We start from the raw sequence: 13,168 nt of genomic DNA, 5'->3' as shown, positions 1-13,168 counted from the left end.
TCACTCCTCGCTCGCAGGGACGGACACCCTGCGCGCACCGTACGCCGCCACGCCCAGCGCGAGCACGATCAGCGCCGCCGCGACGGCGAACGTCGTCCGCATGCCCGTGGCCACGGCCTCCGGGCCCGCCGCCGTCACGTCGGTGGCCGCCGACGCGTACGCGAACACCGCGCCCAGGGCCGACGCACCCGTGAGGAGCCCCAGGTTGCGCGAGAGGTTGAGCAGCGCGGAGACGACGCCCCGGCGGTCGGCCGGGACCCCGGTCATCACGGCGGTGCTGTTCGCCGTCTGGAACACCGCGTACCCGGCCGTGGTGACCACGAGGGGCACCAGATAGCCGACGACGCCGAGCGAGAGCGGCACCACGGCCAGCGCAGAGCAGCCCGCCGCCATCCCGGCCAGCCCCGCCACGGTCGTGCGGGAGGCCCCGAACCGGTCCGCGATCCGCCCGGCCGGCATCCCGGTCAGGGCGGCGACCAGCGGACCGGCCGTCAGGACCAGCCCGACCAGCGCCTCCTGGAGACCCAGCGCCCGCGAGAGGTGGAAGGGGCCGACCACCAGCGTCGCCATCATCACCGTCGAGACGAGTGCGCTCATGACCAGGCCCGCCGCCAGGGCCGGCTCCCGGACCGTCGAAGGCCGCACCAGCGGCGCGGCCACCCGCCCCTCCACCCGTACGAACACGCCCGCCCCGAGCGCGGCAGCCGCCAGCAGGGCCACGTTCAGCGCCCCGAATCCGCCCCGCCCCAGGGTCATGGCCAGCGCGTACGCGGCGAGCGTCAGCGCGAGCAGCAGTGTGCCCGCGTGGTCGAAGCGGGCCCGCCCGGCCCCCGGCAGCCGCCGGTCGGCGGGCAGGTGCCGCCGCAGGAGCAGGTACGCCAGCACGCCCGGCGGCGCCAGGACCAGGAAGACCGCCCGCCAGTCGGAGACGGAGAGCAGCACGCCGCCGAGGGAGGGACCCAGGGCGGTCCCGATCGCCGACGTGGTGCCGAGCAGTCCCATGGCGTGGCCGGTGCGTTCCTTCGGCACCGTGTCCGCGACGAACGCCATGGTGAGCGCCAGCATCACGGCCGCCCCGAGGCCCTGGGCCGCGCGGGCGGCGATCAGCGCCCCCAGCGTCGGTGCCAGGCCGCACAGCACCGAGGCCACCGTGAACAGGGCGATCCCGCCCAGCAGCAGCCGGCGGCGGCCGGTGAGGTCACCGAGCCGGCCGACGCCGACGATCAGCGTGGTGACGGCGAGGAGATGGGCGAGCACGACCCACTGGACCGCCTGGAAGGAGGCGCCGAACCCCTCCGCCAGGGTGGGCAGAGCGACGTTGGCGATGCTGGTGCCGAGCGAGGGGAGCAGTACGGACAGCGACAGACCGGCCAGCGCCCACCGGACGGAGCGGGCCGGCCGTGCGGCCCCGGGACCCGGTGCCGGTACCGGGACCGGGACCGCGGGGGCGGACCGCTGCGCCCGGCCGGGCCGCGGTGTCACCGTGCGTCCCGTACGCCCGTGAACACGGTGCCGGCGGACAGGAGGAAGGCGTCGGGGCGGCGCAGCAGACCGTCCGGCGCGGCCGGATCGAGCAGGACGTCGAGCGTGGTGCGGTCGTCCTCGTCCAGCAGGTCGGCCGCCACCTCCCGCAGCCGGGTCAGCTGGGCGTGCACGAACGCGCGGCCCTCCTCGCCCAGCGGCGCCGGCAGGTCGAGGAGCGAGGTGGCGGCGCCGACCCCGGTGAGCCCGGCGCGGCGGAGCATCGCGGGCCAGTCCTCGACCACGGCGGTGCTGCCCGGCAGTTCCGTCCGCATGATCTCGAACCAGTGCTCCAGTACGGCGTCGAGCCGGGCCTGCAGCCCCGGCCGGCCGATACCGATGTCACGCGGCAGGAACCGCATCGGCAGCCCGGCCTCCGCCACGGCGAGCAGCCCGCCGGGGCGCAGGGCGGCGGCCAGCGCGGTCAGGGCGGCCTGCTGATCGCCGAGGTGGTGCACGGTCCTGCTGCTCCAGATGAGGTCGGCCGCCTCCAGAGCGCCCAGTCCCTCGGGCAGATCCGCGTGCCGGACGCTCACCCGGCCGCCGAGGCCCAGCCGCTCGGCTCGGGCCAGGGTGCGCTCCAGCAGGGCGGGGGTGCCGTCGACGGCCACCACCTCGGCGTCCGGGAAGGCCTCGGCGAGCACGCAGGTCATCACCCCCGGTCCGCTGCCGATGTCGAGGATCCGCCGGACGTCCGTACCGGAGGCGGCCAGTCGCTCCCGCAGCCGGGCGGCCGTCCGGTGCAGCTCCGGCAGCTGGAGCTCGGCGCCGGTCTCCAGCTGGGTGCCCATGACCTCCCAGTCGAGGTCGGTGGCGTGGTCGTGCCCGTGCCCGTGCCCGGTGCCGTGCAGGCCGTGGCCGTGTGCCTCTGCGTGTCCGTGTGCGCTGTGTGCGTTCATGCCGGTGAGCGTGCACCGGGCGAGCACGGGCGACAACTCTTGTTGCTGTTTCCGGGACGGCGCGGTGGAATGCCCCCATGGACGACACCCCTCTGCCCTACCAGGCGGTCCTCGACGACGTCGGCCCCCGGCTGCGCCGGCTGCGCGCCCAGCGCGGTCTCACCCTGGCCGCGCTCTCGGAGACGACCGGGATCTCCAAGAGCACGCTCTCCCGCCTGGAGTCCGGCCAGCGCCGCCCCAGCCTGGAGCTGCTGCTGCCGCTCGCCAGTGCCTACCGCGTCCCCTTGGACGACCTGGTCGGCGCGCCCGAGGTCGGCGATCCCCGGGTCAGGATGACGCCCCGCCCCATGCCGAGCGGCGGCGTCTTCGTCCCGCTGTCGCGCACCCCCGGGCCCCTCCAGGCGTACAAGATGATCATCACCGACCGGGGGAGCGAACCGGACCCGCGCACGCACGAGGGCTACGAGTGGCTGTACGTCCTGGACGGCCGGCTGCGCCTGGTGCTGGCCGAGCACGACCTGGTCCTCGGCCCCGGCGAGGTCGCCGAGTTCGACACCCGCCTGCCGCACTGGTTCACCAGCGCGGACGGCCGCCCCGTCGAGCTGCTCAGCCTCTTCGGCCGCCAGGGCGAGCGGATGCACGTGCGCGCCAGGCCGCGCGCGTAGGGTCAGTCCCGTGCCTGCTGGGCCCGCCATTCGGGGGCCAGGATCGACATCACGGTGGCGTCCACCCGTTCGCCCTCCCACAGCAGCGCGTCGCGCAGCACGCCCTCGGTGCGGAAGCCGGCCTTCTCGTAGGCGCGCCGGGCGCGCGGGTTGAAGGCGTACACCTCCAGCGAGATGCGGTGCAGGCCCAGCGTCTCGAAGCCGTGGCCGACGATCAGGCGGGTGGCCTCCGTGCCCAGGCCACGGCCGCGGCCGTCCGGGACCAGCAGGATGCGGAAGCTGCAGCTCTCGTTGTCGGGGTCCCACAGGTTGAGGACCACCTCGCCGACGACCGCTCCGGTGGCGCGGTCGACGACCGCGAGGTCGAGGCGGTCGTCCTGGTCCTGGCGGCTGCCGTACCAGGACTGCAACCGGGTTTCATCGAACTCGGTGTGACTGCCCGTCAACCGGGCGGCCTCCGGGTCCGCGAAGGCGGGCAGCAGCGCGGGCACGTCGTCCGCCGTGAGCGGACGCAGGACGACGCGCTCGCCGCGCAGGGTGGGCTTGGTGAGGAAGTCCGGCATGGGACGCATTCTGTACGGCCGGCCGGACCCCTGTCGCCCGATTATCGGGTGCCGGCGTCCGTTCCGGTGCCCGCGTCCGTTCCCGTGCCGGGGTCCGTCCCGGTGCCGTCCGCCGCCGTCGCGACCGACTTCGCCCAGCGGTAGTCCGCCTTGCCGCTCGGCGAGCGCTGGATCGCCGGGGCGATCACCAGCTGGCGGGGGATCTTGTAGCCCGCGAGCCGGCTGCGGCAGTGGGACTGGATCTCGTCCAGGGTGGGCGCCGCGGCGCCCGCCCGGACCTGCACCACCGCCGCCACGTGGCTGCCCCACTGCGGGTCCGGGACCCCGGCCACCAGCGCGTCGTACACGTCGGGATGCGACTTCAGCGCCTGCTCGACCTCTTCCGGGTAGACCTTCTCGCCACCGGTGTTGATGCACTGCGACCCGCGCCCCAGCACCGTGACGATGCCCTCCTGGTCCACCGTGGCCATGTCGCCCAGCAGGACCCACCGCTCCTCGCCGCGCCGGAAGAAGGTCTCCGCCGTCTTCGCCGCGTCGTTGTAGTAGCCGAGCGGCACGTGGCCGCGCTGGGCGAGACGGCCCACCTCACCGACCGCCACCGGCTCGTGGGTGACGGGATCCACCACCTGGGTACGGTCGTTGACCAGCAGCCGGAAGCCCTTCTCCGGGCCCGAGTCGTCGGTGGCCCGGCCGTTGGACCCGGACTCGGAGGAGCCGAAGTTGTTGAGCAGCAGCGCGTTCGGCACCAGGCGCTGGAACTCGGCCCGCACCGTGTCCGACATGATGGCGCCGGAGGAGGAGACGCTGAACAGCGACGACAGGTCGGTGCCCCGCAGCGGGCCGTTCAGCGCGTCGATCAGCGGCCGCAGCATCGCGTCGCCCACCAGCGACACGCTGGACACCTTCTCCTTGGCGATCGTGCGGAGCACCTCCTCGGGCGCGTACTTGCGGTGGATCACCACGCGCTGCCCGTAGTGGAAGGCGACGAACGAGGTCAGGGTGGACGTGCCGTGCATGAGCGGGGGAGCGGGGAAGAAGGTCAGGCCGGCCCCGCCCGCCGCGACCCGCTCGGCCAGTTCCTCCGGCCGCTTCACCGGCTCGCCCGAGGGGTCGCCGCCGAACAGGCCCGCGAAGAACAGGTCCTCCTGGCGCCACATCACGCCCTTGGGCATGCCCGTCGTACCGCCGGTGTAGATGATGAACAGGTCGTCCGCGGAGCGCGCGGCGAACCCCCGCTCCGGGGAGCCGGCGGCCTCCGCCTCCGCGTACGCCACCGGGGCGATCGTCGGCTCCGTGGCGCCGGACGGGGCCGCGCCCACCCGGACCAGGTGCCGCAGCCTCGGCGTCCGCGGCAGCGCCGCCGCGACCCGCTCGGTGAACTCCCCGTCGAAGACCAGGGCCGCGAGGTCGGCGTCGTTGTAGAGGTAGACCAGTTCCTCCTCCACGTACCGGTAGTTGACGTTCACCGGGACCAGGCGGGCCTTCAGGCAGGCCAGGACGGTCTGGAGGTACTCGATGCCGTTGTAGAGGTGCAGCCCCAGGTGCTCGCCGGCCTTCAGGCCGCTGCCGAGCAGGTGGTGCGCGATCCGGTTCGCCGCCTCGTCCAACTGCCCGTACGTCAGCCGGCGCTCGGCGCCGCTCCCGGGGTGGTCCACGTACACGAGCGCCTCGCGGTCCGCGACCACGTCGACGACCGACTCGAAAAGGTCGGCAAGGTTGTACTCCACCGTTCCTCCTGACCTGAGCCCCGGCAACCAGTGGCGGTCATTAGAGCGCCGCCCGGCACAACAGGGAAGGCAGCCGGCCAAGAAATCTGACTGACTGTCAGAAAACTATTGAACTGCACCGGCCCCTCCTGCAACCTGTTCTAGGTCTTGAGACGGGAGGACGGCAATGGGTGGGACGGAACACCTGACCGTGGAACGCCACGGCGCGACGCTGGTGCTCACCATGAACAGGCCCGAGGCGAAGAACGCGCTCTCGCTGCCCCTGCTGGTAGGGCTCCACGACGGCTGGCTGGAGGCGGACGCGGACGACGCGATCCGCTCGGTGGTGCTCACCGGCGCGGGCGGCGACTTCTGCGCCGGCATGGACCTCAAGGCCCTCGCGGGCAAGGGCATGGACGGCGACCACTACCGCGACCGCCTGCGGGCCGACCCCGACCTGCACTGGAAGGCGATGCTGCGGCACCACCGCCCCCGCAAACCCGTGATCGCCGCCGTCGAGGGCTACTGCGTGGCCGGCGGTACCGAGATCCTCCAGGGCACCGACATCCGGGTCGCCGCCGAGAGCGCCACCTTCGGGCTCTTCGAGGTCCGGCGCGGTCTCTTCCCCATCGGCGGCTCCACCGTCCGGCTGCCCCGCCAGATCCCGCGCACCCACGCCCTGGAGATGCTGCTCACCGGCCGCCCCTACACCGCCGCCGAGGCGGCCGGGATCGGGCTGGTCGGCCGGGTCGTCCCCGACGGCACCGCCCTGGCGAAGGCCCTGGAGATCGCCGAGCAGATCAACGCCTGCGGGCCGCTCGCGGTCGAGGCCGTCAAGGCGTCGGTCTACGAGACCGCCGAGCTGACCGAGGCCGAGGGGCTGGCCGCCGAACTCACCCGGGGCTGGCCGGTCTTCGACACCGCCGACGCCAAGGAGGGCGCCCGCGCCTTCGCGGAGAAGCGCCCGCCGGTCTACCGCCGGGCCTGACCGGAACATCAGCGTCCGATCCCGCCCCGCGGCGTCCGATCCCGCCCCCAGCAGCGTCCGCGCCCGCCCCGCAGCGTCCGCGCCCGACCCGCAGCATCCGCGCCCGACCCGGAGAACCGGAGAGCCGCCCATGACAGCCGCGCCCACCCCCGACGTGCTGCGCGCACCCCTCGTCGTCGAATTCCCCTTCACCCGCTCCCTCGGGCCCGTGCAGAGCGCCTTCCTCACCGGCCTGCGCGAACGCGTCGTCCTCGGCGTCACCTGCTCCGACGGCACCGTGATGGTCCCGCCCGCCGAGTACGACCCGGTCACCGCCGAGGAGATCCGCGACCTGGTCGAGGTCGCCGCCACGGGCACGGTCACCACCTGGGCGTGGAACGACCACCCCCGCCCGAACCAGCCGCTGTCCACCCCCTTCGCCTGGGTGCTCGTACGGCTCGACGGCGCCGACACCGCCCTGCTGCACGCCCTCGACGCCCCCGGCCCCGACGCCGTACGCACCGGTATGCGGGTGCGCGTGCGCTGGGCCGCCGAGCGCACCGGCGCCATCACCGACATCGCCTGCTTCGAGCCCTGCCCCGGCGAGGACGCCGGCCCGCCCGCCGCCACCCCCCACGACGGCGTCTTCGCCGACCCCGTCACCGGCATCGTCGCCGAGGCCCGGCTCGACTACACGTACAGCCCCGGGCGGGCCCAGACGGCGTACATCAACGCCCTCGCCGACCGCCGCACCGTCGGGGAGCGCTGCCCCGCCTGTCACAAGGTCTACGTCCCGCCCCGCGGCGCCTGCCCCACCTGCGGCGTCGCCACCACCGACCAGGTCGAGGTCGGCCCGGCCGGCACGGTCACCACGTACTGCATCGTCAACATCAAGGCGAAGAACCTCGACATCGAGGTGCCCTACGTCTACGCGCACATCGCCCTCGACGGCGCCGGCCTCGCGCTGCACGGCCGGATCGGCGGCATCCCCTACGACCAGGTCCGCATGGGCCTGCGCGTCGAACCGGTATGGACCGAGGGCGGCCGCCACCCCGACCACTACCGGCCCACCGGCGAACCGGACGCCGCGTACGACACGTACAAGGAGCTGCTGTGATGGCACCCGGCAAGGGCACGCGTGACGTCGCGGTCGTCGCCTTCGCACAGAGCGACCACCTGCGCCGCACCGACGAACTCAGCGAAGTCGAGATGGTCATGCCGGTCCTGCACCAGGTCCTGGCCGCCACCGGGCTCAAGGCCGGCGAGATCGGCTTCACCTGCTCCGGCTCCTCCGACTACCTGGCCGGCCGCGCCTTCTCCTTCACCATGACCCTCGACGGGGTCGGTGCCTGGCCGCCCATCTCCGAGTCGCACGTCGAGATGGACGGCGCCTGGGCCCTGTACGAGGCCTGGGTCAAGATCCAGACCGGCGAGGCCGACACCGCGCTCGTCTACGCCTACGGAAAGTCCTCACCGGGACCCGTGCGCGACGTCCTCACCCGCCAGCTCGACCCCTACTACCTCGCCCCCCTGTGGCCCGACTCGGTGGCCCTCGCCGCCCTCCAGGCCCGCGCGCTCATCGACACGGGCGCCACCGACGAGAGCGCCCTGGCCGCGATCGGCGCCCGCAGCCGGGCCGCCGCCGCGGCCAACCCGCACGCCCAGCTGCGCGGCGCCGTACCGCAGGGCGACCACCAGGTCCGGCCGCTGCGTACGGGCGACTGCCCGCCCATCGGCGACGGCGCGGCCGCCGTCGTGCTCGCGGCGGGCGACGAGGCCCGGCGGCTGTGCGCCCGCCCGGCCTGGATCACCGGCATCGACCACCGCATCGAGGCCCACGGCCTGGGCCTGCGCGACCTCACCGACTCCCCGTCCACCCGGCTCGCCGCCGAGCACGCCGGCGCCTTCGACCGCCCCGTCGACACGGCCGAGCTGCACGCCCCGTTCTCCTCGCAGGAGGTCGTGCTGCGCAGGGCCCTCGGCCTGGACGGCACGGTCGTGGTGAACCCCTCGGGCGGCGCGCTGGCCGCCAACCCCGTCATGGCGGCCGGCCTGATCCGCATCGGCGAGGCCGCCGCCCGGATCCACCGCGGCGAGTCCGACCGGGCCCTCGCCCACGCCACGTCCGGCCCCTGCCTGCAGCAGAACCTGGTCGCCGTCCTGGAGGGGGACTCATGAGCACGGCCGTGACATCCATGACATCCAAGGCATCCAAGGCATCCAAAGAGGCGGTGGCCGTCGTCGGTGTCGGCCAGACCAAGCACGTCGCCGCCCGCCACGACGTCTCGATCGCGGGACTCGTCCGGGAGGCCGCCGTACGCGCCCTCGCCGACGCCGAGCTGACCTGGGCGGACATCGACGCCGTCGTCATCGGCAAGGCCCCCGACTTCTTCGAGGGCGTCATGATGCCGGAGCTGTACCTGGCCGACGCCCTCGGTGCGGTCGGCAAACCGATGCTGCGCGTGCACACCGCCGGCAGCGTCGGCGGCTCCACCGCCCTGGTCGCCGCGAACCTGGTCGCGGCCCGCGTCCACGGCACCGTCCTGACCCTCGCCTTCGAGAAGCAGTCCGAGTCCAACGCCATGTGGGGCCTGTCCCTGCCGGTGCCGTTCCAGCAGCCGCTGCTCGCGGGCGCCGGCGGCTTCTTCGCCCCGCACGTGCGCGCCTACATGCGGCGCACCGGCGCGCCGGACACGGTGGGCTCGCTGGTGGCGTACAAGGACCGGCGCAACGCGCTGAAGAACCCGTACGCGCACCTGCACGAGCACGACATCACCCTGGAGAAGGTCCAGGCCTCGCCGATGCTGTGGGACCCGATCCGGTACTCCGAGACCTGCCCCTCCTCCGACGGCGCCTGCGCGATGATCCTCACCGACCGGGCGGGCGCGGCGCGTTCACCGCGGCCGCCGGCCTGGGTGCACGGTGGCGCGATGCGCAGCGAGCCGACCCTCTTCGCGGGCAAGGACTTCGTCTCCCCGCAGGCGGGCAAGGACTGCGCGGCCGACGTCTACCGGCAGGCCGGCATCACCGATCCGCGCCGCCAGATCGACGCGGTGGAGATGTACGTGCCGTTCTCCTGGTACGAGCCGATGTGGCTGGAGAACCTGGGGTTCGCCGAGGAGGGCGAGGGCTGGAAGCTCACCGAGTCGGGCGTCACCGAGCTCGACGGCGATCTTCCGGTCAACCCTTCGGGTGGTGTGCTCTCCACCAACCCCATCGGCGCCTCCGGCATGATCCGCTTCGCCGAAGCGGCCCTCCAGGTGCGCGGCCTGGCCGGCGAGCACCAGATCCCGGACGCGCGGCGGGCGTTGGGACACGCGTACGGCGGCGGGGCGCAGTTCTTCGCCATGTGGCTGGTGGGCGCCGAACCGCCCGCGTGAGGCGGGGCGTCCGGCCCGGAAGGGGCCCTGTCGGTCGTCCGGGGCGCATGGTTAACCTGGCCCCCGGACGACGGAACCGGGAGGAGCACGCACGTGGCCGAGAGCATGACTTCGCAGCCCCTCGCAGGCTGGAACAAGCCCGACCTCGATCTCAGCGGGGCGGACTGGCAGTCGAGCAGCCGGGGAGCGGGCGATGTCCAGATCGCCTTTGTCGAGGGGTTCATCGCGATGCGCAACAGCGAACGCCCCGAGAGCCCCTCGCTGATCTTCGCGCCGGACGAGTGGCGGGCGTTCGTCCTGAACGCCCGCGGCGGCGAGTTCGACCTGACCTAGCCCTCGGGACGCACTCCGACGCGCTCGTCGACGTGGCGCACCACCGGGCGCGGAGCCGCCGCCCCGGTGGGCACCGCCACCGCGGGGTGCGAAACGGTCATATCGGGAGGGCCGGTAGGGTGCCCCCATGAGCGGCGAGAGCGACCTGGACACACTCATCAGCGGCATGCGCCCGGAGTTGAACGAGGGCCGGTACGTCTTCTGCACCGTCCCCGGGGGCGCGGTCCCCGCCGGTGTGCGTCCGGTCGTGACCGTCCAGGAGGCCGAGGGCCTCACCCTCGTCCTGCGCGAGGAGGAGGCGGACGCGGCCGCACTGGCGTACGACTATGTGGCGGGCTGGATCACTCTGCGCGTCCACTCCGCCCTCGACGCCGTCGGCCTGACCGGAGCCTTCGCCACCGAGCTCGCCGCCCACGGGCTGAGCTGCAACGTGATCGCCGGATACCACCACGACCACCTGTTCGTGCCCGTCGAACGCGCGGTCGAGGCCGTCGCCGTCCTGCGCGACCTGGCCGCCCGCCGGGCCGTCTGACCCCCGCCGCCCGGCCCCGCCCCGGCCGGCGCCCCGCGGCGGGCGCCCGGACGGCCGTACCGGAGCCGGCGCACCCGGTGCCGCCCCGGCGCAGCCCGCGGGGCGCGGCGGGCGGCGGACGGCGCCCGGGGGAGCGGGGCCCACCGGCCGGAAAGGGTGCCGGGGCACGTACCATGGCGACATGTCCTTCCTCCGCCGCCACCGCGCCGCCACACCCGCCGGCCCGGACTTCGATGTCCTGGCCATGGACCCGGGGGACTGGCCGGGCAATCTCGGGGCCGGGCTGCTGCCCGCCCCCGACGGCAGCTGCCAGGGTGTCTTCCTCCGCTACGACCTCTTCGGCGGACGCGGCCCCGCGATGATCATCGGCAATCTCCCCGAGGGCTCCCCGGCCCGGGAGCTCGCCGACAAGCAGATCCCCTTCGAGGTGGCCCAGCTCCTCGACGCCCTCGAGAACGACGAGGACGTCGAGGTCACCGGCACCGAGGACTGCCCGGTGATGCAGGGGGACAACCTCCTCATCGTCCGCAAGATCAAGCTCTCCGAGAGCCGGATCAGCTGCGTGCAGTTCGACCGCAGCGACAACGTGCTGGTCACCATCGCCAGCTGGGACCGGCCCATCACCGACGACCTCTACGCGCTGCTGAAGCCCCTCCCGGCCGAGCTCTTCCAGCAGGGCTGAACGGGCGCCGGGGCCTACGGGGTGTCCGCGATGTCGTTCGCCGCCACGTAGCCGAACGTCATCGCGGGCCCGATCGTCGACCCCGCCCCCGCGTAGCTGCGGCCCATCACGGCCGCGCTCGCGTTGCCCGCCGCGTACAGGCCGCGGATCACCGAGCCGTCCGGCCGCAGCGCCCGCGCCCGCGCGTCCGTCACGATGCCGCCCTTCGTGCCCAGATCCCCGGGGACGATGCGGAAGGCGTAGAACGGCGGCGCCCACACCGGCGCCAGGCACGAGTTCGGGTGCACGTTCGGGTCCGTGTAGTAGTGGTCGTACGGCGCGTCGCCGCGCCGGAAGTCCGCGTCCCTCCCGTCCCACGCCTGCGCGTTGAAACGGTTCAGCGTGGCCCGCAGCGCCCCGGCCGGCACCCCGATCTGCCCGGCCAGCGCGTCCCACGTCCACGCCTTCTTCACGGCCCCCGACGCGTACCACGCGTCCGGGAGGACGAACGCCGGCGGCACGTCCTTGAACAGGTACTTGCTGCGGTAGTTCTGATCGACGATCAGCCAGGCCGGGATGTGCGACCCCGGCGCGCCGCGGTCCTTCTCGTACATCACGTGCACCACATCGCTGTAGGGCGCCGCCTCGTTGACGAACCGGGCCCCGGCGGCGTTCACGATCAGCCCGCCCGGCAGGGTCCGTTCGGCCAGACAGAAGTACGGCTCCTCCGGCAGCGGGATCGCCGGCCCCCACCACGCGTCGTCCATCAGCCCCAGCGCCGCCCCGGCCCGCTGACCGGCCCGGATGCCGTCACCGGTGTTCTCCTTGGCCCCCACCGTCCACTGCGTGCCGATCGGCTGCTGCTGGTACTGCGCCCGCATCGCCGCGTTGTGCTCGAAGCCGCCCGAGCCGACGACCACGCCCTTGCGGGCCCGTACGACGCCCCGCTCGCCGTCCTTCTCCACCACCACCCCCGTCACGGGCCCGCCCTCCAGGACCAGGTCCACCAGCGGACTGCGCAGCCACAGCGGCACCCCGGCCCGCTGCAGACCGGCCCGCAGGCCCGCCGCCAGCGCCTGCCCCATGGTCAGCGGCTTCTCGCCGCGCAGCGCCGCCGCCGCACCCCGCGCCAGGCACTCCGTCGACACGGCCAGGCCCTTCGCGCTCACCGCGGCCAGGGTCAGCCACTTGTAGTCGGCGGAGAACACCACCATCCCGGCCGGTACCGGCATGTACGCGGGGTTCAGCCGGGCCAGCTCCGCGCCCAGGACGTTGCCGTCCAGCTGGTCCGGCTCGATGGAACGCCCGTTCGGCAGCCCGCCCGGCAGGTCGTAGTAGTCGCTGTAGCCCTCCATGAAGCGGAACCGCAGCGGACTGTTCGCCATCACGAAGTCGAGCATGCGCGGCCCGTTCGCCAGGAACGCCCGCTGCCGGTCCGCCGGTATCTCGCTCCCGACCACCGCCGCCAGGTACGTGGCCGCCTTCTCCGGGGTGTCGGGCACCCCCGCCGCCCGCAGCACGCTGTTGTTCGGCAGCCAGATCCCGGCGCCCGACCGCGCGGCCGAACCACCGAACGTCGGCGCCTTCTCGACCACCAGCACGCTCAGCCCCCGGTGGGCGGCCGTCAGCGCGGCGGTCATCCCGGCGGCCCCCGACCCGACCACGACCACGTCGTACTCGCCCAGCGAGGGGGTCCCGGCCGCGTGTGCCCGGGCCGCGAGGGCCGGCAGCCCGGCGGCGAGCACCCCGGCGCCGGTCCCGGCGAGGACCGTACGGCGCGAGGGCGGGGAGGGGGAGAGGGGGGCGGAAGGGGCGGGGCTTGCGGACATGGGCGGGCTCCAGCGGACTAGGGGGCGGCGAGAGGGGGCGCGACGCTGTCTGATGCTGAGTCAGAAAAGGTGTTCGCGGGATCATGGGATGTCAAGGCATACGGAAACGCCC

13 protein-coding genes are annotated in these 13,168 nt (G+C 73.8%); 8 read left to right on the top strand and 5 right to left on the bottom strand.

All coding sequences use genetic code 11. The features are described 5' to 3' along the window. The gene (locus ACZ6KO_RS20415) at positions 1–1,482 is read right to left on the bottom strand and encodes an MFS transporter (protein ID WP_469305395.1); all 1,482 of its coding nucleotides are present in this window, start codon (positions 1,480–1,482) and stop codon (positions 1–3) included. Further along, complete coding sequence (locus ACZ6KO_RS20410) at positions 1,479–2,420, bottom strand: class I SAM-dependent methyltransferase (RefSeq protein ID WP_469305394.1); 942 nt, start codon at positions 2,418–2,420, stop codon at positions 1,479–1,481. The genes ACZ6KO_RS20415 and ACZ6KO_RS20410 overlap by 4 nt, the downstream gene beginning before the upstream one ends. Before the next feature lie 77 nt (positions 2,421–2,497). Here ACZ6KO_RS20410 and ACZ6KO_RS20405 point away from each other — a divergent pair, with 77 nt between their 5' ends. Next, entirely contained in the window at positions 2,498–3,085 is a 588-nt protein-coding gene (locus tag ACZ6KO_RS20405; protein WP_469305393.1) for a helix-turn-helix domain-containing protein, read from the top strand. A gap of 2 nt (positions 3,086–3,087) precedes the next feature. On the opposite strand, the gene ACZ6KO_RS20400 is transcribed toward ACZ6KO_RS20405, so the two are convergent. Both ACZ6KO_RS20400 and ACZ6KO_RS20395 read right to left on the bottom strand, forming a co-directional pair. After that, the gene (locus tag ACZ6KO_RS20400; RefSeq protein WP_469305392.1) at positions 3,088–3,648 is read right to left on the bottom strand and encodes a GNAT family N-acetyltransferase; all 561 of its coding nucleotides are present in this window, start codon (positions 3,646–3,648) and stop codon (positions 3,088–3,090) included. Between the two features lie 41 nt (positions 3,649–3,689). Further along, positions 3,690–5,375 (bottom strand): acyl-CoA synthetase, encoded by a 1,686-nt coding sequence (locus ACZ6KO_RS20395; protein ID WP_469305391.1) that lies wholly within the window; start codon positions 5,373–5,375, stop codon positions 3,690–3,692. A 166-nt stretch (positions 5,376–5,541) separates the two neighbouring features. Here ACZ6KO_RS20395 and ACZ6KO_RS20390 point away from each other — a divergent pair, with 166 nt between their 5' ends. The 7 genes from ACZ6KO_RS20390 (at position 5,542) to ACZ6KO_RS20360 (ending at position 11,248) form a co-directional block, all read left to right on the top strand. After that, positions 5,542–6,342 carry a crotonase/enoyl-CoA hydratase family protein gene (locus tag ACZ6KO_RS20390; protein WP_469305390.1) on the top strand — a complete coding sequence of 267 codons (801 nt, stop codon included), beginning with the start codon at positions 5,542–5,544 and terminating at the stop codon, positions 6,340–6,342. 130 nt (positions 6,343–6,472) lie between these two features. Continuing rightward, positions 6,473–7,438, top strand: a complete 966-nt coding sequence (locus ACZ6KO_RS20385; protein ID WP_469305389.1) for a Zn-ribbon domain-containing OB-fold protein — start codon at positions 6,473–6,475, stop codon at positions 7,436–7,438. Continuing rightward, positions 7,438–8,499, top strand: a complete 1,062-nt coding sequence (locus tag ACZ6KO_RS20380) for a thiolase domain-containing protein (RefSeq protein WP_469305388.1) — start codon at positions 7,438–7,440, stop codon at positions 8,497–8,499. The genes ACZ6KO_RS20385 and ACZ6KO_RS20380 overlap by 1 nt, the downstream gene beginning before the upstream one ends. Before the next feature lie 17 nt (positions 8,500–8,516). Continuing rightward, positions 8,517–9,701: a thiolase domain-containing protein gene (locus ACZ6KO_RS20375; protein WP_469305387.1), complete on the top strand. Its 1,185-nt coding sequence runs from the start codon at positions 8,517–8,519 to the stop codon at positions 9,699–9,701. 105 nt (positions 9,702–9,806) lie between these two features. After that, the gene (locus tag ACZ6KO_RS20370) at positions 9,807–10,034 is read left to right on the top strand and encodes a DUF397 domain-containing protein (RefSeq protein WP_401446554.1); all 228 of its coding nucleotides are present in this window, start codon (positions 9,807–9,809) and stop codon (positions 10,032–10,034) included. 127 nt (positions 10,035–10,161) lie between these two features. Beyond that, positions 10,162–10,566, top strand: coding sequence for an ACT domain-containing protein (locus ACZ6KO_RS20365; RefSeq protein WP_469305386.1), 405 nt, complete (start codon positions 10,162–10,164; stop codon positions 10,564–10,566). 181 nt (positions 10,567–10,747) lie between these two features. After that, positions 10,748–11,248, top strand: coding sequence for a hypothetical protein (locus ACZ6KO_RS20360; RefSeq protein ID WP_401446560.1), 501 nt, complete (start codon positions 10,748–10,750; stop codon positions 11,246–11,248). Between the two features lie 14 nt (positions 11,249–11,262). Here ACZ6KO_RS20360 and kstD read toward each other — a convergent pair whose 3' ends face one another. Continuing rightward, a complete protein-coding gene (gene kstD, locus ACZ6KO_RS20355) occupies positions 11,263–13,056 on the bottom strand; it encodes a 3-oxosteroid 1-dehydrogenase (RefSeq protein WP_469305385.1) in 1,794 nt (597 codons plus the stop codon). Between the last annotated feature and the right edge of the window lie 112 nt (positions 13,057–13,168).

This window comes from Streptomyces sp. NPDC042102 (assembly GCF_055582305.1).
Note: the sequence above shows the minus strand (reverse complement) of the source record. Positions and strands in the feature narration are given on the sequence as shown.